The sequence below is a fragment of the uncultured Devosia sp. genome (assembly GCF_964244875.1).
Classification (GTDB): Bacteria; Pseudomonadota; Alphaproteobacteria; order Rhizobiales; family Devosiaceae; genus Devosia.
The window spans coordinates 40,791-64,306 of record NZ_CAXTKA010000011.1 but is presented as its reverse complement, the minus strand read 5'-3'; the positions used below and the strand labels follow the sequence as shown (position 1 = coordinate 64,306).

18 protein-coding genes and 1 tRNA gene are annotated in these 23,516 nt (G+C 64.2%); 4 read left to right on the top strand and 15 right to left on the bottom strand.

The window, feature by feature from the left end; translation table 11 throughout:
* Positions 1-160 precede the first annotated feature (160 nt).
* The gene (locus ACFE8X_RS13220; RefSeq protein WP_375451949.1) at positions 161-5,581 is read left to right on the top strand and encodes a hypothetical protein; all 5,421 of its coding nucleotides are present in this window, start codon (positions 161-163) and stop codon (positions 5,579-5,581) included.
* Between the two features lie 41 nt (positions 5,582-5,622).
* Here the strand turns inward: ACFE8X_RS13220 and ACFE8X_RS13215 are convergent, their stop codons facing one another.
* The 6 genes from ACFE8X_RS13215 to acs form a co-directional block, all read right to left on the bottom strand.
* Positions 5,623-6,003 carry a DUF1801 domain-containing protein gene (locus ACFE8X_RS13215; protein WP_375451948.1) on the bottom strand — a complete coding sequence of 127 codons (381 nt, stop codon included), beginning with the start codon at positions 6,001-6,003 and terminating at the stop codon, positions 5,623-5,625.
* Between the two features lie 82 nt (positions 6,004-6,085).
* A complete protein-coding gene (locus ACFE8X_RS13210) occupies positions 6,086-7,276 on the bottom strand; it encodes an MFS transporter (protein ID WP_375451947.1) in 1,191 nt (396 codons plus the stop codon).
* 93 nt (positions 7,277-7,369) lie between these two features.
* On the bottom strand, positions 7,370-8,449 hold the full coding sequence (locus ACFE8X_RS13205; protein WP_375451946.1) for a glycosyltransferase family 4 protein: 1,080 nt from the start codon (positions 8,447-8,449) through the stop codon (positions 7,370-7,372).
* Complete coding sequence (locus ACFE8X_RS13200) at positions 8,389-9,183, bottom strand: UDP-2,3-diacylglucosamine diphosphatase (RefSeq protein WP_375452029.1); 795 nt, start codon at positions 9,181-9,183, stop codon at positions 8,389-8,391. The genes ACFE8X_RS13205 and ACFE8X_RS13200 overlap by 61 nt, the downstream gene beginning before the upstream one ends.
* A 137-nt stretch (positions 9,184-9,320) precedes the next feature.
* On the bottom strand, positions 9,321-10,415 hold the full coding sequence (locus ACFE8X_RS13195) for a glycoside hydrolase family 3 N-terminal domain-containing protein (protein WP_375451945.1): 1,095 nt from the start codon (positions 10,413-10,415) through the stop codon (positions 9,321-9,323).
* 389 nt (positions 10,416-10,804) lie between these two features.
* Entirely contained in the window at positions 10,805-12,748 is a 1,944-nt protein-coding gene (acs, locus tag ACFE8X_RS13190; RefSeq protein ID WP_375451944.1) for an acetate--CoA ligase, read from the bottom strand.
* A gap of 181 nt (positions 12,749-12,929) precedes the next feature.
* Here acs and ACFE8X_RS13185 point away from each other — a divergent pair, with 181 nt between their 5' ends.
* Positions 12,930-13,496, top strand: coding sequence for a hypothetical protein (locus ACFE8X_RS13185; protein WP_375451943.1), 567 nt, complete (start codon positions 12,930-12,932; stop codon positions 13,494-13,496).
* Positions 13,497-13,499: 3 nt separating this feature from the next.
* Here the strand turns inward: ACFE8X_RS13185 and ACFE8X_RS13180 are convergent, their stop codons facing one another.
* The 5 genes from ACFE8X_RS13180 to ACFE8X_RS13160 form a co-directional block, all read right to left on the bottom strand.
* Positions 13,500-14,819 carry a lipopolysaccharide biosynthesis protein gene (locus ACFE8X_RS13180; protein ID WP_375451942.1) on the bottom strand — a complete coding sequence of 440 codons (1,320 nt, stop codon included), beginning with the start codon at positions 14,817-14,819 and terminating at the stop codon, positions 13,500-13,502.
* The gene (locus tag ACFE8X_RS13175) at positions 14,816-15,997 is read right to left on the bottom strand and encodes a lipid II:glycine glycyltransferase FemX (RefSeq protein ID WP_375451941.1); all 1,182 of its coding nucleotides are present in this window, start codon (positions 15,995-15,997) and stop codon (positions 14,816-14,818) included. Before ACFE8X_RS13175 ends, ACFE8X_RS13180 begins: the two co-directional genes overlap by 4 nt.
* A gap of 109 nt (positions 15,998-16,106) precedes the next feature.
* Positions 16,107-16,811, bottom strand: coding sequence for a YjbE family putative metal transport protein (locus ACFE8X_RS13170; protein WP_375451940.1), 705 nt, complete (start codon positions 16,809-16,811; stop codon positions 16,107-16,109).
* Between the two features lie 211 nt (positions 16,812-17,022).
* Complete coding sequence (locus ACFE8X_RS13165; RefSeq protein ID WP_375451939.1) at positions 17,023-17,832, bottom strand: PDZ domain-containing protein; 810 nt, start codon at positions 17,830-17,832, stop codon at positions 17,023-17,025.
* A 152-nt stretch (positions 17,833-17,984) separates the two neighbouring features.
* A tRNA-Lys gene (locus ACFE8X_RS13160) sits at positions 17,985-18,060 on the bottom strand.
* A 132-nt stretch (positions 18,061-18,192) separates the two neighbouring features.
* Here ACFE8X_RS13160 and ACFE8X_RS13155 point away from each other — a divergent pair.
* Positions 18,193-19,050: a mechanosensitive ion channel family protein gene (locus ACFE8X_RS13155; protein ID WP_375451938.1), complete on the top strand. Its 858-nt coding sequence runs from the start codon at positions 18,193-18,195 to the stop codon at positions 19,048-19,050.
* A gap of 35 nt (positions 19,051-19,085) precedes the next feature.
* Here ACFE8X_RS13155 and ACFE8X_RS13150 read toward each other — a convergent pair whose 3' ends face one another.
* Complete coding sequence (locus ACFE8X_RS13150; RefSeq protein ID WP_375451937.1) at positions 19,086-19,286, bottom strand: hypothetical protein; 201 nt, start codon at positions 19,284-19,286, stop codon at positions 19,086-19,088.
* A gap of 275 nt (positions 19,287-19,561) precedes the next feature.
* On the opposite strand from ACFE8X_RS13150, the gene ACFE8X_RS13145 reads away from it, so the two are divergent.
* Positions 19,562-20,680 carry a pyridoxal phosphate-dependent aminotransferase gene (locus ACFE8X_RS13145; protein WP_375451936.1) on the top strand — a complete coding sequence of 373 codons (1,119 nt, stop codon included), beginning with the start codon at positions 19,562-19,564 and terminating at the stop codon, positions 20,678-20,680.
* On the opposite strand, the gene ACFE8X_RS13140 is transcribed toward ACFE8X_RS13145, so the two are convergent.
* The 3 genes from ACFE8X_RS13140 to ACFE8X_RS13130 form a co-directional block, all read right to left on the bottom strand.
* Positions 20,664-21,614, bottom strand: coding sequence for an endonuclease/exonuclease/phosphatase family protein (locus tag ACFE8X_RS13140; RefSeq protein WP_375451935.1), 951 nt, complete (start codon positions 21,612-21,614; stop codon positions 20,664-20,666). The two genes, ACFE8X_RS13145 and ACFE8X_RS13140, sit on opposite strands and share 17 nt — an antisense overlap.
* An 88-nt stretch (positions 21,615-21,702) precedes the next feature.
* Complete coding sequence (locus ACFE8X_RS13135) at positions 21,703-23,265, bottom strand: 2-isopropylmalate synthase (RefSeq protein ID WP_375451934.1); 1,563 nt, start codon at positions 23,263-23,265, stop codon at positions 21,703-21,705.
* 116 nt (positions 23,266-23,381) lie between these two features.
* A complete protein-coding gene (locus ACFE8X_RS13130; protein ID WP_375451933.1) occupies positions 23,382-23,504 on the bottom strand; it encodes a hypothetical protein in 123 nt (40 codons plus the stop codon).
* Between the last annotated feature and the right edge of the window lie 12 nt (positions 23,505-23,516).

Genomic DNA, 23,516 nt, shown 5'->3' with positions numbered 1-23,516 from the left:
GCATTAACCAGCGCGCGGCGGCGAGGGTTGCGGAAACAATGCGGGGCATTTGCATCGAATTGTTTCCAATTGGCGAGCGGTCCGACAAGGGCTGCGGAGTCATCACAACTTACGCTTGCCGCCTAGTCGCTGCCGAGCCGACGCGAGAGTTGTAAAGAGTATGGCGAATAACCCCACCCCAGCGAACGATCCCGCCGCCCTGGCATTTTCGGCCGTCGAAGACGCGCTGAAGGAATCGGTTTTCAGCCTCGATGCTCCCAAGGACACCCCGTCTGAAAAGCGCGGTTTCGATCAGTCTTCGGCCCGCTCCGAACGCTTGCGCGCTGCCGACAAGATCGCGAGCCAGGCGGGCAACGTCGCCAACGACGATCGCTTCCCGACAACCAAAATTCTTTACGGCCTGCAAAACCGCACGTCCAATGCCTCCACCTGGATCGCGCTGGTGCTGTCCGTCATCTGGCTGCTCGCGACCGGCGCTGCAGCCTATATGCGCTACGGCACGCAGTTGCAGAATTTCGGCAGCTTCGTCGGCACCATCGATTTCATCGGCGTGCTGGCCATCATGGTGCTGCCGGTGCTCGGCTTCTTCGCGGTGGCGACCCTCTTCCGCCGCGCCCAGGATTTGCGCAATGCCGCCTCCTCGATCACCCAGGCGGCGATCCGGCTGGCCGAGCCCGAAGTGACCGCGGCCGACAAAGTCGCCTCCGTCGGCCAGGCCGTGCGCCGCGAGGTCAATGCCCTGGGCGATGGCCTGGAGCGCGCCCTGTCGCGCGCCGGCGAGCTCGAGGTCATGATCCACAATGAGGTCACCGCGCTCGAGCGTACCTATTCAGATAATGAATCGCGCATGCGCTCGCTGATCGCCGAACTGGCCAGCCAGCGCGAAAGCGTTTTGACCAATACCGAGCGCGTCCGCGAAGCCATCACCGAAAGCCATACCGGCCTGGTGTTCGATCTCGACATGATCAGCCAGCGCATCGCCGGCACCATCGTGGAAAGCGGCGGCAATCTCACCCGCGCGCTGGAGACCGCCGGCAACACGCTGACCAACGCCTTTGGCGAACGTACCGAAGGCTTCGTGTCGCTGGTGGACAATCGCACCACCGACTTCATCTCGGCCCTGGACGAAAGCGCCGGCCGCCTGTCGCTAACCTTCGAGGACCACACCGGCACCATGACCCGCACGCTGGACGCGCGCGCCGCCGATCTCAATGCCGGTGTCGAAAGCCGCATCGTCTCCCTGACCGATGCGCTGGACGCCCATTCGGCCTCCATCGGCTATGCCATTGATTCGCGTACGCAGCAGATCGAACAGCGCACCGCGGCGCTCACCGGCTCGTTCGAGGACAGCACACGCATGATCGCCGGCCTGCTGGAAACGCGCACGCACGAACTGACCAGCGCCCTCGATGAGCGCACGACCGGCCTCTCCACTCTTTTGACCGACGGCGGCGCCTCCCTCTTGGAAAATTTGCGTCAGCGCGGCCAGGAAGTCAGCAGCGCTCTCGACGAGATTGGCGGCCGCGTCGCCGGCAATATTTCGGACCGCTCGCGTGAAGCCGAGACCATGCTGAGCTCGCTGACCCGTCAGCTCGACGAAAGCGTGTCGATCCAGCTCAATTCCCTCGATAGCCGCCTGCAATCGGCGCTGATCGAGATCAATGGCGCACTGGACGATACCTCCGAACGCGCCCGCATCACCCTGTCCTCAGCCGGCGCCGACTCGCTCGGCCAGTTCGATGCCCGGCTGACCGAGATTGCCGGCATCCTGGATTCGCGCCTGCATACGCTCGATAGCGTCATCGGCGACAAGGGCGACATCCTCGTGCAGCGCCTCGACGCCCAGGGCACCAGCTTCGCCGCGCGCGCCAACGTCCTGGAAATGGCATTGGACGAGCAGTCCGGCCGCTTCAACGACGTCGTGACCCAGCGCACCGCCGATATAGGCAACCTGCTCGATACCCGCACCAGGGCGATGACCGAGAGCCTGGAACACCGCACCCGCGAAATCGCTGACTCGCTGATCGGCCATAGCGACATCATTGCCGAAGCACTGGACGACCGCACCCGGCGGCTGGACGAACTGCTGGGCGGCCGCGCCCTGGAAATCAATACCGCCTTCGAGGGTCGCACTCAGGAACTCGACCAGACCCTGAGCGACCATAGCCGCGATTTGAGCGAAGCCATTCGCGTCCGCTCGCAGGAACTGGGCGCTACCCTCGCGGGCAGCACCTCGGCATTCGACATGGCCATCGCCAGCCGCACGCAGCGCCTGGCCGATACCCTGGGTGAGCGCACCACCGCTCTTTCCACGCAGCTTGACGAGCGCACGCTGGCGCTGGGCGAGCAACTCGATAGCCGCACGGCCACCCTTGGCGACCAGATCGACCGGCGGGCCGGCAACCTGGCCGATCAGATCGATGTGCATTCGGGCGTCTTCGTCAGCAAGCTGGAACAACGGACTGCCGAGCTGACTGCGGCGCTCGATGGCGGCACCCAGCAATTGGCCAGTGTCGTGGGCACCCGCACCCAGCAATTGTCCGAAGCCCTGGGCAGCCGGACCGAGCAGCTTTCCGATACCTTGGCGACCCATACCACCTCGATCGGTGAAACCATCGGCCTGCGTACCTCCGAACTGGCCGATACCATCTCCGCCCAGGGCGAAGAGGCCCGCGCCAAGATCGACGCGTCCCTGCGCGGCGCGACCGACACCATGGGCGAACGCGTCAATTCCATGTCCACCCTGATCGCCGGCAAGGTCGCCGAGCTCAACAGCAATCTCGGCACCGGCCTGGACAATGCCATTTTGCGCATGACCGACGCCGAACATGGCGTGACCACCCGGATCGATGCGGCGAGCGCCACGGTGAGCGAAAGCGCCCGTCAGGCCGCCGACATCATCGAAACCGGCGTCAATTCGGCCCGCCGCGCCATCACCGAAATGGTCGATAGCCGCCTGGGCACCCTGCCCGAGGCGATCACGGCACGGGCCGACATCACGGCCGAACGCCTGGCCGCGCTCAACGCGTCGATCAACACGTCCATCACCCAGTCCATGGCCGATCTGGAAGCCGGCGCCGACCGGATCGAGGAGACCATCTCGACCCGCATCACGCTGGCGACCGAGGCCATCTCCACTGACGTGACGACCACCGCCAATCGCATGGACCAGGCCGTCCGCTCCGCGCTGGACCAGATCCGCGTCGCCGCCACCGATATCGACCAGCTGGTTTCGGTACGCGCCGTCGGCGCGGTCGACACGATCAGCCAACGCCTGGCCGATGTGAACCGCTCGGTCGAGCAGCACACCAATGCCTTTGCCGCGTTGGTCAGCGAAAAATCCGACCAGTTGCATGGCGCCCTGCACGGCCATGGCAATATCCTGCGCGATGCCCTGGGCGAAAATGCCCGTGAGGCCGAAGCGATCATGTCGGTCTCGACCTCGCGCATCCTGACCGACGTTACCGCGGCGCTGGGCAAGCTCAACGACAGCAACCTGCTGCTGCAACGCGTGCTCGACGCCTCGACGGCCAACCTGGCCAATCTGGAATCCACTGTCGCCCAGCAGACCTCGACCTATTCCTCGACGGTCCGCGACGCCATCGGCCAGACCGAGCAGGCCGGCGCCATGGTTACCCAGCATGTGGGTGCGCTGCAGGCGACGATCCGCTCGATGGTGGACGAATTCTCCTCCGTGCTGGGCAAGCTCGACACCGAAGCCTTCAATATGCAACAGGCGACCACCGCGCTCAGCACCACCAGCGGCACGGCCCTGGAAACCCTGGAGGACCGCCGCGGCGCCATGGATGCGCTGGCCTCCAGCTTTGCCTCGCGCGCCGACGACATCGATGGCCGCATGCGGCTGTTCGCCCAGTCGATCGCCGATACGGTCAACGATACCGAACGCCGCCTGATCGGCGCCCGCCGCGCCATGGACGAGGCCCTGCAGGCTACCACCCATACCGTGACCGATGTGCTGACGACGACGACCGCCGCGGTCAACGATGCGCTGACCACCACCTCCACCAACATCACCGACGTCTTGACCTCGACCACCTCGAGCGTCAACGAGGCGCTCTATTCCACCAGCGAGCGCTTCTCCACCACGCTCAGTGCCAACAGCGCCCAGGTCGACGATGCCCTGACCCGCGCCGGCGACGCGGCAGCGGCGGCGCTGCAGGACAATACCGGCGTGGTCAGGGCCGCGCTGGCCGACACGGCCTCCCAGGTCAATGCCGCCGTCGGCGAATCTGCCGCGCGCGTCCGTACGGCGCTGACGGAGAACGCCGATCAGGTCAACACGGTTCTGAGCGACAATGCAGCCCGCGTCGGCGACGTGCTCTCGATCACCGCCAGCAACGTCAACGACGTGCTCTCCAACACCACCGATACGCTGGCCAATGCCATCAACGAAAGCTCCGCCTCTGTGCGCACCACGGTGGCGACCCAGACCGGCCAGTTGCGCCAGGCGATCGACCAGACCACCGGCACTTTCCGCGACGCGCTGGACCAGACCTTGGAGGAAATGACCACGCGCCTGGGTGATTTCCGCGATACCGCCGACAACCAGGGCCAACGCGCCAACGAGGCGCTGCGCCAGGCGCAGCAGGCCATGATCGCCGAAATGCAAAAGGCCATCGAGGAAGCCACCGCGCGCTTCAACGACACCGCCAGGGCGATGCGCGACACCGCCAAGGAAGTGGGCAGCGAACTCGAGGCAACCCGCTCCGAACTCGCTCGCGGTGTATCCGAACTGCCCGAGGAAACCCGCGCCAGCGCCGCCGCCATGCGCCGCGTCGTGGCCGAGCAGATCGAGGCGCTGAGCGAACTGAACGCCATCGTGCGCGCCCAGCCGGCAACGCGGGATCTCAACGATCGCCGCCGCGCCGAAGCCCCCTACCAGACGCCCCGCCAGGTCGAGGCGCCCCGGCCCGAACCGGTCCGTCCCGAGCCCGTTCGGCAGGAGCCGCCTCGTCCCGAGCCCGTCCGCCAGGACACGCGGCCCGAGCCGGTTCGCGCTGAGCCGGCGCGCCCCGCGGCCATCCAGGATGTGCTGCGCCCCGTTCCCCAACGCCAGGAGCCGGCGCGCCAGGACGTCTATCGGCCCGAACCGCGCCCGGCCCCCCAGCCCGAGCCGGAACCCCAGCCCGTGGTCGCCGAAGCCGCACCTGCTCCGCAGGGAGACGGCGGCTGGCTGCGCGACGTACTGCGCAATGCCACGGCCAAGCAGGCCAGTGCCCAACCGCAGGGCCTCTCCGGACTGACCGAGGAAATCGCCCGCTCGATCGACGACAATGCGCTGGCCGATGCCTGGACCCGATACCAGGCCGGCGAATCCAACGTCTTCTCGCGCCGCATCTACTCGCTGACCGGCCAGGGCACCTATGACGAAGTGCGCAAGAAACTGCAGCGCGATCCGGAATTCGCCCGTACCGCCCAGGCTTACATGTCCGAGTTCGAGCAGTTGCTCAAGCGTGCCGCCAGCGGCGCCCGCCCGGCCGCCGAAACCCGCGAATACCTGCTCTCCGATCGCGGCAAGGTCTATACCACCCTCGCCCACGCCAGCGGCCGGCTGAACTGAGTATCGACCAACGCGGCCCCGGCAAACCGGGGCCGTTCTGCTTAGAGTGCTTTGCGCTTGGTTTTGGCCCCATTGTAGTCTGCGGCCGCGCGGATGAGACTTTGCAGGGCGGTTACGTCGATGACGTCGCCCTCGAACAGGTCGATCGCCCGCCACACTTTGCCGTTCAGCCCGGCGTTGAAGAGCTTGTCCGGATCGCTCAAGCTGGCCCCATGCGAAAAGGTCAGCTTGACCTTGTCCTTGTGGGCATTGCCGACCGCGATGATGCCGTGGCGGGACCATACCGGACTGCCCATCCACTTCCATTCCTCGATGATTTGCGGGTCGGCCGCAAGAATTGCCCGGCGAACCCCGGCCAGCATTTCACCGCGCCAATCCGCAAGATTGGCGATCAACTGGTCGATAGCCTGCGATGCGGTCATGGTACCTTGAAGCCAAACGGGGCGCTTTGCACTTGAACAGTAACGCGTCTGGACACTTGCCGTAAGACCCGACTGCCGACCTTCAATGCGCTTCCTTGGGCGAGCGCAATGCCAGCGACCCCAGCACGCAGGCCATCGCCAGCGCTCCGGCGATCGAACATGCCAAAAACGAGCGCGTGCCGAAATGCGACACCAGCAAGCCGAACCCCATCAGCCCGACCACGGCGATCGCCTGCTGCAGCACATTGGCGAAGCCCTGTGCCTCGGCGGCAATTTCCTCTCGCGTCCAGTTGGCAATGAAATGCACCACGCCGAAATAGCCCACCCCGAAGGTCAGCGCATGCAGCAACTGAATGGCGAACAGCACCGGCACCGGCGGGCTGAACGCCATGATGGCATAGCGCACCACCGCCGTCATGCCGGCCACCAGGATCATGTTGCGTGCCGTGAACCGTCCCCCGACGCGGCGCCAGATAAACATCATTGCCGCCTCGGCGCCCGCCGACGTGGCCAGCAGTGGACCAATGAAATAGTCGGGCACCCCGTCATTGTGCCAGAGCAGGGCGGAAAACGAGCCGATGACGCTGTGGCTGAAATTGACCAGGGCAAAGCCCAGCAGCGGCAGCACGAACCAGGGCTTGAGCACCTCGCCCAGCCTGCTGGCACCCGGACGGGCAGCGACCGAAGCCAGCGTCACCGCTTGCGCCGGCGCCCGAAAGCGCGGCAATTGCAAGGCCGCCAGAGCCCGCAGCAGCGACAAGGCGAAAAACAGCGGCACGAAACCACGCGGACCCCAAAGCGTGACCACCAGCCCCGTGCCGGCAGCCGCCACCACATAGCCGATCGTGCCCCAGGCCCGCACGAAGCCGAAGTCGGTGCCGTTGCGCTGTGTCAGCCGCACCGTTGCCGCGTCGATCACCGGCGGAATGGCCCCCGCCGATAGCGTGCAGAACGCCCAGACCAGCAGAATGCCCCAGAACTCATCGACGAAGAACAATCCGATCGGAAACGCCGCGCCCAGCAGCGACAGGATCAGGATCACCGTGCGCCAATCGCCGGCCTTGTCAGCCAGCCGGCCGATATAAAGGTTGAGCAGCAGCAGGCCAAACACCGGCACGGCGCTGATCAGCCCGATCTGATCGGGAACAATGCCCTTCTGGCTCAGCCAGATGCCCAGATAGACCGAGGCGACCCCACCCGCTCCGAACACGGTAAAATGGAATACCGATGCGCGCAATTCGGGCGAAGCCCAGCGCGCCAATGCAGCCGACATGAATATGCACTCCGGGCGAATCCGCCGCCCGCAAATGTCCTCGCCCGAAGCGCTTACCCGCGCAAGGGCGCAGCCGACACACCGCAATCGATTTCAGCCGGCATGGGCCAGTTGCGAGACCATCTGCCCCACTGGCGCCAGCGCCATCAGGAACTGGCTGGCGCTGGCGGCATAGGTGAAGCTTTCGCCCAGCCGCCTCGCGGCCTGCCGCGATAGCGTCAACGCCCGCGCCACCGCTGCCCCCAGATCATCGTCGAGCGCGCCCGCCTGGGTGCCGGCAAGAATATCCTTGGGCCCGGTGACCGGATAGGCCGCCACCGGCAGGCCCGAGGCCAGAGCCTCGATCACGACATTGCCGAACGTATCGGTGCGGCTGGGGAAGACGAACACGTCGGCGCTGCGATACAGCGCCGCTAGTTCCTCGCCGAACTGATAGCCGAGAAACACCGCTTCGGGATAATCGCGCTCCAGCGCCGCCCGGTCGGGGCCATCGCCAACCACGATCTTGGTGCCGGGGTGATCGAGCCGCAGGAAATCCTCCACCGATTTTTCCGCCGCGATCCGGCCGACATAAAGCAGATGCGGCCCCGCGAGATCGAGAAACCGCGATTTGGGCCCCGGCGCAAAGCGGGACGCATCGACGCCGCGCGACCACAGCACCAGATTGTCCAGTCCGCGCAGGCTCAGTTCGGCCAAGAGCGAGGGCGTGGGCACCAGCGTGCGCACGGCGGGCTCGTGAAACCAGCGGAAATAGCCATAGCTCCAATCAGGATGCACCGGCACGCGCGCCGCCAGATATTCAGGAAAGCGGGTGTGGAAGCTGGTGGTGAAGGCCAGTCCCCGATCCAGGCAATATTGCCGCGCCTGCAGGCCCAGCGGCCCCTCGGTGGCAATATGGATATGCTGGGGCGCGACCCCGTCGATAAAGGCGGCTACGCTGCTCTGGGTCGCCAGCGACAGCCGGATTTCGGGATAGGTCGGCACTGGCAGGGTCCAGAAGCGCTCCGGTGTCAGGTAGCGAACCTCGATGGATCGGCGCTCCAGTTCGCGCCCGAGTGCCTCGAGCGTGCGCACCACGCCATTGGTTTGGGGTCGCCACGCATCCGTGACGATCAGGACGCGGCGCGCCGCAGCCGGAACTTGCGCGGCTCGCCAGCCGCCATCTCGGTCCATTTGACCAGTTCGAACTGGCCCTCGGGGGTTTCCACGATCGCTGTGCACGACTCAACCCAATCGCCGGTGTTGATGTAGTGGATACCTAAGCGCTCATGCATGTCGGCAAAATGAATGTGCCCGCAAATAACCCCGTCGACGCCCGAAACCTTGGCTTCGTGCACCAATGCCTCCTCGAAGCGGCCGATGACGCTGACGGCATTCTTGACCTTTTGCTTGGCCCAGGCCGACAATGACCAATATTGCAGCCCCAGCCGCCGGCGCATCCAGTTGATGACGATGTTGACGCGCAAGGCGAAGTTATAGGCCCAGTCCCCGACATGGGCGAGCCATTTGGCATTCATCACCACCACGTCGAACTGGTCGCCATGGATTACGAGATAGGTCTTGCCCAGCGCCGTGGTGTGGATCGTGCGATCGACGATCTCAACCTCGCCGAAATAGGTGCCCAGATATTCGCGCAGGAATTCGTCGTGATTGCCCGGCATGTAGATGACGCGGGTGCCCGCCAGTGCCTTGTCCAGCAACAGTTGCACCAGCACATTGTATTCGCTGGGCCAATGCCAGGACTTGGCCAGCCGCCACCCGTCCAGGATATCGCCCACCAGATAGATGGTATCGGCATCATGGGCGCGCAAAAACGCGATCAGCTGCCCCACCCGGATCGGGCGCATGCCCAGATGCACGTCGGAAATGAATATCGCGCGCACATGACGCGTTTCGCGGCCCTCGATCGTCAAGCGCGCCTTCTCCTGCTACCCCCCGCGGCCAGCGCGGACCGCCATCTTATCCGCCACGCGCGCAAGAAGGAACAGCGGCCTTGAGACCGGCTGTTTGCCGGGCTTTCAAGCCAAAACGCAACCGAATCGGCTCAGTGCAGGCGCCCCTTGAGCGCGACGATGCGATTGTAGCTTTGCTCGATCCGGGCGGCAAAAGCCGGATCCTTCTGCGCCTCGTCCATCAGGATGGCCAGGATCTCGGCGCCGAGCCCTTCATGATACTGCGCCGTATTGGAAAACAGCAGCACGTCGGTGCCCGCGCGTACGGCCCCGGTCACGGTCTCGCGCAAGCTGAAAAGCTTGCGGATGGCGCCCATTTCCAGATCGTCGCTGATCACCACGCCCTTGAACCCGAGCTCGCTGCGCAGCACGCCGTCGATCCATTGCGGCGACAGCGACGCGGGCAGCTTCTGGTCGCTGCCGGAATAGTTTGCATGGTAGAGATGACCCACCATGATCAGGTCGTCATAGCCCTGCGCAATCAGGGTGCGATAGGGATCGAGCTCAGCTTGGTTCCAAGTATTGGTGATATCGACAAAGCCGGCATGGCTGTCGGCGGTCGAGGACCCGTGGCCGGGAAAATGCTTGAGCGCAGTGACCAGTCCCGCCTGGTGGTGCGCTGCGATAAAGGCGCTGTCATAGGCGGCCACGGTCTGCGGATCGGTGCCGAAAGCCCGGCCGACCCTGGCGATGACCCGGTTGTCGGGATTGACCGCCATGTCGGCGACCGGCCCGAAATTGACGGTGAATCCCAGGGCGGCAATATCCTGCGCCATGCTGGAATAGATCGCTTGCGCCTTTTGCACCGAACTCTTCGCCGCTACGGCCGCCGCGCTGGGAACTTCCATGAAGCCGACCGCGCGCGTCAGCCGCTCGACCGAGCCGCCTTCCTGGTCCAGCGTGATGAATGGCGGCAGATCGGGCGCTGCGGCCTTGAACGCGGCGTTCATCGCGCCGACGGCATCGAGGCTTTTGACATTGGTCTTGAGATACATCACCCCGCCCAGGTGCCCGTCCGCGATCTCGTCGCGCAGGGCCCGCACCGAGGCGTCGTCGGCGTCATCACCCTGAAAGCCGATCACGATCATCTGCCCGGCCATCTGCTCAAGGCTCGCCGCCTGGGCGCAGGCAAGCGAAAGGGTCAGCAGGCCGAACGCCAGCAGCAGCCTAGACAACAATGAGGGCAAGGGGATGATCCGGATCGTGATTCGCTGGCCGCACGTTGATGCAGCAAACCAGCCAAAACAATGGCGGGATCGGAAATCTTGGCGTGTCCGCCTGTGACCTCTACCTGCGGAGCTTCCCAACCCTGTCCTCTCCCGCAAGTGCAGGACTATCGCAGACGACCAGGTCTCTTGGCAAAACGCCTCAGTCGACACCTCCCCCTACCAGGGGGAGGATCAAGGTGGGGGTCCATTGGCCCCAATATCCGGGCTCCCTCACCCCACCCAACCTCCCCCTGACAGGGGGAGGAGCCGTCCTGTGCCACCGACAGAATCGTGCCAAGCCACATGCAATAACCCTACCCGCAAGGAGAGCGGAAGGGCCTAGGTTGACCGCTGAGCGCAGTGCCGGGCTACCTGTTCTGCCGGTTCTCGATCAAGTCCGTCACCACGGCCGGGTCGGCCAGCGTCGAGGTATCGCCCAGCGAGCCGAAATCGTTCTCCGCCACCTTGCGCAAGATGCGCCGCATGATCTTGCCGGATCGAGTCTTGGGCAGGCCGGGCGCCCACTGGATCAAGTCCGGCGAGGCGATTGGCCCGATTTCCTTGCGCACCCAGTTGCGCAATTCACTCTTGAGGGCGTCGTCATAGCGCTCGCCCGCCATCAGGGTGACATAGCAATAAATGCCCTGCCCCTTGATCTCGTGCGGATAGCCGACCACGGCGGCCTCGCTAACCTTGGGATGACTGACCAGCGCACTCTCCACCTCGGCGGTGCCCAGCCGATGACCCGACACGTTCAGCACGTCATCGACCCGGCCCGTGATCCAGTAATAGCCGTCTGCATCACGCCGGCAGCCGTCGCCGGTGAAATAGAGCCCCTTATAGGTCTCGAAATAGGTCGAGACGAACCGCGCATGGTCGCCCCAGATCGTGCGCGCCTGCCCCGGCCAGCTATCGGCGATGGCCAGCACCCCCTCTGCCACGGCCTGCTCCTGCAGCCTGCCCTCGGGCGACAGCACCAGCGGCTTGACCCCGAAAAACGGCAGTGTCGCCGAGCCCGGCTTGGCGGCGATGGCGCCGGGCAATGGCGTGATCAATATGCCGCCGGTCTCGGTCTGCCACCAGGTATCCACTACCGCTGCCCGCTCGTGCCCCACATGCTTGTGATACCACAGCCAGGCTTCGGGATTGATCGGCTCGCCGACCGACCCGATCAGCCGCAGCGAGGAGAGGTCGGCCTTGTCGACCCAATCGGCTCCCGCCCCCATCAGCGCACGAATGGCGGTGGGCGCGGTGTAAAAGATATTGACCTTGTGCTTGTCGATCACCTCCCAGAACCGGCCCGCATCGGGATAGCTCGGAATGCCCTCGAACATCAGCGTGGTGGCGCCATTGGCCAGCGGCCCGTAAACGATGTAGGTGTGCCCCGTGACCCAGCCCACATCGGCCGTGCACCAGTAGATATCGCCATCGCGATAATCGAACGCATAGCGATGCGTCAGCGCCGCCCAGACCAGATATCCCCCCGTCGTATGCAGCACGCCCTTGGGCTTGCCGGTGGAACCAGACGTGTAAAGGATGAACAGCGGGTCCTCGGCATGCATCGGCTCGGGCGCGCAATCGGCGGATACGTCTGCCGCAGCCTCGTGATACCAAAGATCGCGCCCCTCCTGCATAAGCACCGCGCCACCGGTATTGCGCACCACCAGCACGCGATCGACCCCCGGTGTCTTGGCCAGCGCCGCATCGACATTGGCCTTGAGTGGCACCGTCTTGCCGCCGCGCCTTCCCTCGTCGGCGGTGATGACGATGCGGCTGTCGCAATCGGCGATGCGGCCGGCCAGCGCCTCGGGCGAGAAGCCCCCGAACACCACCGAATGCACCGCCCCGATCCGCGCGCAGGCCAGCATGGCATAGGTGGCCGCCGGGATCATCGGCAGGTAAATGGTGACGCGGTCGCCCTTTCGGACCCCCTGCGCCTTGAGCACATTGGCAAAGCGGCAGACCTGTTCGTGCAATTGCCGATAGGTGATCGTCTCGTCTGTCCCCGGCGTGTCCCCCTCCCAGATGATGGCGACCTGCTCGCCCCGGGTGGCCAGATGCCGGTCGATGCAATTGGCCGAGATGTTGAGCACCCCGTCCTCGAACCATTTGATCGACACGTCGGGATAGGCAAAGCTGGTGTTCTTGATCCTCGTGAACGGCTCCATCCAGTCCACGGTCCTCGCCTGTTCGGCCCAGAACCCGTCCGGATCGCTGAGCGAGCGGGCATACATCTGCTCGTATTGCGCCTTGGTGGCATGGGTATGCGCGATGGCAGCCGCGCTGGGCTGGAAGACGAGCGGCTCGCTCATGGATGGTGCTCCCTTTTCTTTCGGTTTTACTGGCGCCTCCCGTGCCCCGCAAGGCCACAAACGCCCAGCTATGGGTATATCTCCGGCGGCTCGACAGTACCGGACATTAACCGCGAAAAAGCCCCGCGCTTCAGCCTAAGCCCCCGATTTGCTATGCTGTTTTCGCGATGAGGTGAGTTCCATGGCCGAAATGACGATCCGGGCAGCAACGCCCGCCGATATCGACATGATCCACGTCGAATTGATGGACGTGATCGGCAATTCGCCCCATTACAATGACATCTTCAAGGCCCACGAAATGGGCCGCTTGAGCAAGGCCTTCCTGCGCGCGCTGATCGCCCATGACCCCTGGCACATCATGATCATGATGAGCGACGGCAAGCCCGGCGGCGCCATGGTGTCCGGCCCCGAATACGGCGCCATCTTCCGCTACTGGTCCTGGGTATTCCCCAAGTTCCGCAATACCAAGCTGGGCATGTTCGGCATGCGCGCCTTCGACGAGCACTGGAACAACGGCCGCTTCCACAAGGCCTTCACCTTCGTGCGCCCCGAAAACGAAGTCGCCCTCCTGCTGCTGCGCCGCTATGGCTATAAACAGACCTTCGTGATGGAAAACCATCTGTTCGGGCAGGACTACGTGTTCGTCGAAAAGCCCTATACCAAGGTCAGCGACGGCTACGATCACGGCGTCAACCTTGGCCGCCTGGGCCGCCTGAAGCAGCGTCTTGGCACGTTGGTCGGCGCATAGGCTTCACACCGGCTCAGGCACCCCCGCCCGGCGAAACCGCTGCACGATCGACACATCCAGCTTGGCCGTCCGCAACGCCGTCCACCACAGCGCGACCGACCACAGCGTGATCGCCAGCGTTGCCGCCAGCGCCGCGCCGATGATCCCGAACCGCGGCACCAACACGCCATTGAGCACCACCAGCGACACGATCCCCAGCCCCACTGCCGGCAGGCTCGCATATGGCCGGTCATGCATCGACAGCACCACCGAAGCCGGACCCATCACCGAGCGCACCACCAGTGCCAGGCACAAGATCGCCAGCGGCAACGCTCCTGCGGAAAAGCTGGAGCCGAACAGCATCAGCGCGAACGGGCCGACGATCGCCATGCCGGCGAACAGCAGTACGGAAATGCCGCTGGCCACGAGGTTGGCATCGCCGATCTTGCGGGTGAATGCCGCCCGGTCGGCATTGGCTTCGCTCTCGAAGATATCCGGCAGGGTCACGGCATAAACCACCGCCACGCCAAACGACACCAGCGAGAAAATGCGCGTGCAGACCCCGAATATCGCCAGCTGGTCCTTGGGCAGCGCATGCGACAACAGCAGCAGGTCGATATCGAAAAAGAAATCCGTGGCCAGCGATATCAGCACCCATGGCAGCGCGAACCGCCACCAGCGTCGCACATCCTCAAGCCGCGGCTCGGCCGTGTCGGGCACCGTGCGCATGGTCAACATCACGAAGCCGAAATGCCCCAGCGCGACGACGAGATAGGCAATTGCCATGATCCACAGCATGGAGCCGAACGCCGCATCCGGCACCGCAAAGCTCAGCGCCAGCACAAACGCCGCCAGCACGATCATCGGCCGCACGACGGCATCGGCAAAATACCCGGCCAGCGGGCGCTTGAGCCCGATCAGCACCGAGCCGTTGACATGCACCAGCCCCGAACAGAACGCCAGCACCGCCAGCGGCACGAAATGCTGTCCCAGCGCCGAGCCGGTCTGGCCCAGCACCATCAGCAGCGGATAGCCCGCCAGCAGCAGGGCGACGAACGTGCCCAGCACATGCCCATAGGCACGCCGCATGAACTGCGCCAGCTGCCGCTTCTCGCCCCGCGCTCGATAGTCGGCGGCGAAATACGCACCCACGGTATGAAAGCCCAAGGGCATCACCACCGCGATCAGGTTGATCGTGGCCGTAACCAGCAGGTAATCGCCCAGCAACGCGGCGCCCCAGAGCCGAGCGATCAGCGCCTGCGTCAGAAACACCAGTCCCGACCCGCCGATCCGGGCGGCGAAAATGATCGTTGATTGCGACGCCAGCCGGCGCTGCAGGCTCATGGCTGGCCCGCTTCGACCACGACCGGTGCCTGGTCCGGCCGTGCCTTGGGCCGCAGCGCGCCCGTCACGACGCGCCGGATGTGATAGGCCGCGTCGCGTGCCCAGAATGCACCGTTGCCCAACAGGTAAGCCCACGGCCTGGCCGCATAGTTGGCGACGGGCGGCACGGGCGTGATCACGCCCGCCTCCCCCACCATGCCCTTCTTGAACTGGTGCAACCCGTGAAATCCATCGGTGCCGCCCAGATCGTACCAGCCGGCTCTGGTATTATCGCGCAACCAGCGGATGATCTGCCAATGCATGAAATAGCCCGCGCGCAGCGGCAGCGCCGTGTCGTTGGTGGCACCGTAGAGATAAACCGCGCGGTCCCCCGCCTTGAAGATCAATGCCCCCGCGACAACCTCGCCCGCGTGCCGGACGAAGAACAGTTCCGGCCGCAGCGTCTCGATATCGAGCGCCATCAGCAGCGGCACCGTGTCATAGGCCGAATGGTCGGGAAACTGCTTGCGCTCGCTCATGGCCGCATAAAGCCTGTCGAATTCCCCCATCCGCTCGGGCCCGGCATGCTCGAAACTGAGCCCTGCTTTTTCGGATTTATTGAGGTGGTACCGCCATTTCTGCTGCAGGCTTTTGCGCTGCTCGGCATCGCTCAAACCCAGCCTGACGATATAGCGGCTGGGAAATCCCAGCTCCGATCCGCGCTTGAAGCCGCGCGCCAGCAACCGCTCATAGGCGCTATTGTCCGTCTCCAGCGCCGCCCTCGGCAGCACCGACAGCATCAGTCCGCGCCGCTCGGCATAGTCGGCGATCAGCGCTTCCACCATGGCGTCGCGCAGGGCGGCAGCATGGGGCGCGCTGCTGTCCTTGAGCATCGGGCCCCATTTGGACACCGCGATATGACCGATGCGCAATGGCAGGGGCTGCACCATCATCAGCGAGCCGCCCACCACCTGCCCGTCGGCCAGGAACAGCATCGGCTCCTGCTTGACACTCGGCCAGCGCGCTGTGGCGAACACATGCAATTGTTCCTGGCAAACCTCGTCGAACCCCGCAATGGTCCGGTCCCACTCGGCACCGTCGACGATGCGCGTTTCGAGCCGCAACCCGGCCACAGCACTGGGCTGCTGCTCGGGGACAACGGCGTTTGCTGGAGCCAGTCGATTGACGATGGCGGACATGGCGCAGGGTTCCGGCTGGCAATTGCCCCCGAAACTACCCGCCCAAGATGATCAAAGTCCTATTTCGCCGAGGATAATGCCGCAAAGTTCGAGCCGTGGTTACCAAAGGCTAATGCGCCGCGCCCGCAACTTCACCGACTGCGTGCGGCTTATAAAGCAGCGGAATTTCCGGGATCGCAACGAACGCGCCCAGCCCCTCGAGCGCCATGCGGATGGCCACGAACAGGATGATCAGAAGGCCCACCCACGCGATCCAGCGGAAACGCTGCAACAGCCCCGCGATGAAGCTGGCGGCGACGCCCATCATCACGACCGACAGGCCCAGCCCGATCACCAGTGCCTCGAAATGATGCTGCGCCGCCCCCGCCACGGCCAGCACGTTGTCGAGCGACATCGACACGTCGGCAATGATGATCTGGATGACGGCCTGGCGCAGCGTCTTGCGCGGCGCCCTGCCGGCCACGGTGCCATCCGCGTTGGTATCCGCATTGTCCAGCGCTTCCTGCGCCTCATGTTCGTCGGCATGAGAAGACGATAGCTCGCGGTACATCTTCCAGCACACATAGAGCAGCAGCACGCCGCCTGCGATCAGCAAGCCCCCGCCCAGCGCCAGCAGTTGCGTGGTGATCAGCGCAAAGAAGATCCGCAGCACGGTCGCCGCGATGATGCCGATCAGGATAGCCTTGCGGCGCACATCGCTCGCCAGGCCCGCCGCGGCCAGCCCGATCACCACCGCATTGTCGCCCGCCAGCACCAAATCGATCAGGATCACCTGCAACAGTGAACTCAGGAAGCTGGGGTCGGTAAACGGCATCGGTGACCTCTGGCGGGAAAATGTTCTGGTGGCGCTATAGCGGTCTGGCTGCGGCAGGGAAAGACCGAACCGGACCGGGTCGGCAAAAGTTGCAAGGTTTAGCCTAATATGGAGCCTTGGTGATCGCTTGTAAGAGGCGATTGGCGCTCGCAAACGATAAAGGCCCCAACCGGTTAGGATCGGGGCCCCAAATCATCAGCCGAACTTGGGTTTATTCTTCGCCGCCGTCATCACCGCCACTATCGTCATCGCCGCCATCATCGCCGTCGTCACCACCATCGTCACCGTCGTCAGTGTCGCCATCATCGTCGGCGTCGTCGCCATCATCATCATCATCGGCCGTGTCGTCAGCAGCATCGTCGGTGCCGTCGTCGTCTGTGGCGTCATCGACGCTGTCGTCGCTTGCATCTTCCTCGGTCACCTCCTCGGTGAATTCCTCAGCGCTGGCCACTTCCTCGATCGTGCTTTCCGAGCTTTCATAGCTCTCGGTGATTTCCTCGGAATATTCCGCGTAGAACTCGGCATAGCTGAAGCTGGTCTCGGTCGACCATGTCTCCCAGCTGGCGACCGTAGCGACGTCGACGACCTCGCTGTAAAGCTCGAGCGTGATCACCGCTGTCGTCGCGGCAAGGACACCGGCACGATAATAGTCGAACGAGAAGTCGAAGCTACCCTGGTTGATCCAATAATAGACCACTTCGTCCAGCTCGATCGGATCGACGATTTTGTGGCCGCGCACCTGCGACAGTACATCGCCCGGAACAAGGCCCTGCTGGTCGGCAACGCCTCCGGGCTGTACCGACAAGACCAGCACGCCCTGGTCCTTGGCATCGAGCGCGAATGTGGTGCGGACCACTGCATCGATCGGCAGCAGCACAGCGTCCAGCGCCCGTGACACGTAAGGCTTGGGCAGATCGACATCGCCGGTCAGGGCGAAGGACTGCGTGGAGTAAGCGATCGGCGCGACGGCCAGATGAGCGGCGGCGGCGACGAAAACCAGAGGTTTGAAGACTGCGCGCATTTTTGTTCCACTATGGAATTTAAGACGCGACACAGATAGACCCCATTGATTAAGAGGAGCTAAGCGGTCGCATACGCGCGTTCGCCTTCCGCGCGCGTGGTTAGCAAAGCGGGAAGGCGCACGGATAAACTATCGATATCGGGATTTTGCTTTGGTGGGCGAGCACGGATTCGAACCGTGGACCCGACGATTAAGAGTCGTCTGCTCTACCAGCTGAGCTACTCGCCCTTGCCCGGGCTTCCAAAGTGGACGCTCTCTAGCAAAGGGATTTCCCCATGTCTACAGCCGGGGGCCACTTTCCTGCGCTTGCGGCTTTGCTAAGGTGGGTTTGGCGCACCTGCCCCAAGGACCGGCCCATCCATGCACCTTCCCGATTTTCTCAGTCTGACCGCAGCCTGGTTTGTCGCCAATGGCATCGGCCTGGTGTCAGCCATCGCCGTGCTGGTGGCAGGCTGGCACCTGGCGCGTCTCGCCGCGCGCGCGATCCGGCGCTTTCTGCCGCTGGCCTCCGGTGTGGACAAGAATTTTGCTCCCTTGCTGTCGCAGGCAGCCCGCTACGCCATCATCATCTTTGCCGTGGTCACCGCGCTGAACCTGCTCGGCGTCGCCAACAATTCAATCCTGACCGTGCTGGGCGCCGCCGGCCTGGCGGTCGCGCTCGCCTTGCAGGGCACCCTCGCCAATATCGCCGCCGGCATCATGCTGATCTGGCTGCGCCCCATCGCCATCGGCGAGTTCATCCAGGGCGATGGCGTGGCGGGTGTCGTGGTCGAGATCGGCCTCTTCGGCACGCGCCTGCGCTCCACCAGCGGGCTCTATATCTTCACCCCCAACCAAAAGCTGTGGGCCTCGGCGATCACCAATCACAGCCGCGAGCCGCGCCGGCGCATCGATGTCAATGTCAGCGTGCCCCAAACCATCGACATTCCCAAATCGCGCAAGCTCCTGCTGCGCATCGCCACACTGGACCAGCGTGTGCTGGTCGATCCGGCGCCGATCGTGCATGTGGCCAGTTTTGACGGCTCGACGGTCAATATGCAACTGCGCGCCTGGGTGCTGACGCCCGACTACCTGCCCACGCTCTACAGCCTGACTGAGGAATCCAAGCTGGCCCTGGACCAGGAACTGTCCACCAGCGCCTCCGAAAAATCGGCCATCACCGTGGCACCGGACCCGGCCACGCCGAGTCCGGAAAGCCATGTGGAACCGGCGCGATAGCGATCCCTGGGACCCCGCCACGACGAGACGTGGACTTACGCATGACGGCCGCGACGGAACGCCGAAAAATCCAGGATATTGCCGGCTTCGGGCGGCAGTTCCGTCTCGAGTTCTTCCATGAGCCCGATGGTACGCTCGATGATATGGCGGAGTTGACGGGACTGGCTGTCGGGCCCCTGCAGGATCGCAGCGGCACGTTCCAGATGATCGCGGGCGAGCACAAAGGTGGGCGGCATGACAAAGCTCCTAGCTATTTCCAGAGGTCTTGTGCCTGCACCGGCACGGGCCCAATCTGCTCCGCCATGCCTTCCCAGACCTTGCCTGGACCCGCCGCTTTTGATTCAAAGACCACCAGCCGCACAAGCCGGCGCAATCCCTTGTGTCACAAGGGATTAGCACCAAGGCAAAGGGGCTACTCCTGTGCAAAACCGCCTTTGCAGTCGAGCGCGCGGATGCGCGACACCGTTCAAACTTGCCTTATGATAATGGCTAGACGAATCGAGGCCGCCCCATGCCCCCTTCTTTGCTGACCCCGCTTGCCGCCGGCCTGCCGCAGACCGTCCCCTTTGTCGGGCCCGAGGCGATCGAGCGGCGCTTGGGCCGCCCGTTTCGCGCGCGCCTGGGCGCCAACGAGTCGGGCTTCGGTCCATCGCCAAAGGTGCTCGCCGCCATCGCCGATGCCGCCGGGGACAGCTGGAAATATGGCGACCCGGATGTGTTCGACCTGCGCCGGGCCGTCGGTCGGCACCATGGCGTCCCGGCCGACAACGTAACCATCGGCGAGGGCATCGATGGCCTCTTGGGCCATTGCGTCCGCCTGTTCGCCGGCCAGGGCGGAACGGTGGTGACCTCGATCGGCGGCTACCCGACCATGAATTACCACATCATCGGCTTTGGCGCGCAGCTGCATGCCGTGCCCTATCGCAATGACCGGGCCGATCTCGAGGCCCTGCTCGCCGCCGCACAGGCGACTGCGGCCAACATCGTCTATCTGGCCAATCCCGACAATCCAATGGCCGGCTGGTGGGATGCCGACACGGTGACCGCCTTTGTCGATGCCCTGCCGCCAACCACGCTGCTCCTGCTGGACGAAGCCTATGGCGAACTCGCCCCGCCCGGCGCGCTGCCGCCCATCGACATCAACCGCCCCAATGTGCTGCGCCTGCGCACCTTTTCCAAAGCCTATGGCATGGCGGGCGTCCGCTGTGGCTACGCTATCGGCAACGCTTCGCTGATCGCACCATTCGATCGGGTGCGCAACCATTTCGGCGTCTCCAGCCTTGCCCAGGCCGCTGCCCTGGCCGCGCTGGCGGACCAAGCGTTCCTCGACATTGTCGTCGCCCGCACCATCGCGGCGCGCCATCGGGTTTCCGCCATGGCCAGCGCCCACGGCTTGAACCCCCTGCCCTCGGCCACCAATTTCGTCACCGTGGATTGCGGCCGCCACGCGGCCTTTGCCAAATCCGTGCTCGAAGCCCTGGCCGACCGCGGCGTCTTCATCCGCAAGCCGATGGCACCCGGTCTCGACCGCTGCGTCCGCATCACCGTCGGCCCCGAAGCCATGCTGGACATTCTGGAAGCCGAGCTGCCCGCCGCCTTGGCTGCAGCCCGCGCTATGGGCGTTCCATGATCGAAATGCGCGCCAGCAAACCCCGGTGATTGGAGCCGATGGCCGACTCCAGCGGCTCCACATCCTCGATCAAGGCGCCGCCCCGGCTGAACATATTGTCGATGGGAACGCCGAACGATCCCAGTTCCACCGGCCAGGTCGAGACGAACCGCGGCGGCGGCACCAGATCGTTGCCGGCAACCAGCGCCGCGAGATCGTCTGACCAGGCGGCAGCGTTGAAATCGCCACTGACCACCACCGGGCCATCGAGGCTGCGCAACAGCGCCTGCACCTGCAGCAACTCGGTCTGCGCCGCCTCGTCGAAATACGGCTTGCTCAAATGCACGGCAACCAGCGTTACCTCCTGCCCGCCGATCGTGGTCTTGGCCACGATCAGCCGTTCGCGCAAAAACGGCTTGGGCCGATACATGACGGCATCACGCAACGGCGTGCGCGAGAACAGCGACAGATCGCAGGTCGCGCGGCTCTCGCACCCGACGCGATAGGGGTAAAGGGCACTGAGCTTGCCCATTTCGTCCTCGATCGCCGGGGTTTCCAGAATGACTGCAACGTCAGGCAACGTGCGCACGATGTAATCGGCAATTTCCGCCCCGCGCGGATTGCGCGCCAGCACGTTGAAATTCAGCATCCTGAAGCTGGCCACCGGCTGCTGCTGCGCCAATTCTGCCCGCTTGCTCAATTGCCCGAGAACCACCAGGGCGCCCTGCCCGAGGCTAAGGCAAATCAATCCCGCCAAGAGCGATGCCCGCCAATGCCCCCCGGTCAGTGCCAGCAGCACCGGCAGGGCCAGCAGGGTGATCCCGATATGAAAGCGCAAGCTGGTGAGCAATTCCTGGCCCGGAAGCCCCGTCCGCACTGAAATGGCCGCCAGCAAAACCACGGCCACCAGCCCCAGGCCGGTCAACACGCCACGAATTTCTACCCTGAACAGCAAATCCGGCGCGCTCGCTAATGGCCCGACACGGTGGTCGCCCAAATCGGGGTCGAACGCAAGCGGCTCGCGTTCGACCCTGCCATGCGCGCTAGCCGGCCATCGCCCCTTGCGCTGCCGCGCCGCGATCGATCAACAGGCGGTTATAGGCATTCAGATACGCCCGCGCCGAGGCCACCAGCGTATCGGGCTCGGCGGCATTGCCCGAAACGATGCGGCCGTTCATTTCCAGCCGCACATGCGCGCTGGCTTGCGCATCGGTCCCGCCGGTGACGCCATCGACGGCATAGAGCACCAGATTGGGCTCCTGCCCGACGCCCTGCTTGATCGCGTTGAAAATGGCATCGACCGAGCCGGTGCCCTCATAGCTGACGCTGGTTTCGTCGCCATCGATGCTCAGCGTCAGATCGCATTTGTGCACGCCGCCGATCTTGGACACCACTTCCATGGCGATCAGCCGGATGCGATCACCCACCGAGCCCACTTCGTCATCGACCAGCGCCACGATATCGGCGTCATACACATGCTTCTTGCGATCCGCCAGATCCTTGAAGCGCACGAACGCTTCCTGGAACGCGTTGTCGCCAAGCTCATAGCCCAGTTCCCTCAGCTTGTCCTTGAAGGCGGCGCGGCCCGAATGCTTGCCCATGACCAGCGTCGTGGCCTTGATGCCGACACTGGCTGGCGTCATGATCTCATAGGTCTCGGCATTCTTGAGCATGCCGTCCTGGTGAATCCCGCTTTCATGGGCAAAGGCGTTCTTGCCCACGATCGCCTTGTTGTACTGCACCGGAAAATTGGCGGCTGCCGCGACGATGCGGCTGGCGCGCGCCAGGTGCGTCGTCTCGATACCGGTTTGATACGGCATGGCATCGCCGCGCGTCCGCAGCGCCATCACCACTTCCTCGAGCGCCGCATTGCCTGCCCGCTCGCCCAACCCGTTGATCGTGCACTCGATCTGGCGCGCCCCCCCGGCGACCCCGGCCAGGGAATTGGCGACGGCCATGCCCAGATCGTTATGGCAATGCACCGAAAAGATCGCCTTGTCGGCGCCGGGCACTTTTTCGATGATGGTCTTGAACATCGCGAAATGTTCCTCGGGCACCGCATAGCCCACTGTATCGGGAAGGTTGATCGTCGTCGCGCCCGCCTTGATCGCCGTTTCCACGCAGCGCATCAGGAATTCCATCGGCGTACGCGTCGCATCCATCGCGCTCCATTCGACATCGTCGATCAGGTTGCGCGCCTGCGCCACGGTGCGGGCGATGATCTCGATGACCTCGTCCTCGCTCTTTTTCATCTGGTGCGCCAGATGGATCGGCGAGGTGGACACGAAGGTGTGGATGCGCCCGCGCCGGGCGTGGCGTATGGCCTCCCCTGCCCGGTCGATATCGGCGGGAATGGCGCGGGCGAGACCCGCCACCGTCGCGGTCTTGACCTGCTTGGCCACCGCGACCACGGCCTCGAAATCGCCGTTGGACGCGATCGGAAATCCCGCCTCGATGATATCGACGCCCATCTCGTCGAGCGCCTCGGCGACCTGGAGTTTTTCCTCCAGCGTCATGGTGGCGCCGGGCGACTGTTCGCCGTCGCGCAATGTGGTGTCGAAAATGAAGACGCGGTCTTTGTTGGTATCGCTGGTTACGGCAGGCATTGGTTTATTCCTATCAATCGGCCCAGAGACATTGGCTCTGCAGGCCGGACATAAACTGTTCGGCTTGTTTTAAGACGATCCCCTGACCACCCGCTCGCTTGCCGAGCTGTCGGTTATCAGGGGCTGATAAGAAGGAGAAGCAGTGCCGCGCCGACCAGCGTTCCGGAGGCTACGATCAAGCGGACCCTGACGGTCTGTTGCTGCTCGATGGCGATGGCAATAGCGCGCTTGCGCTGCATAGGTCCGATCCC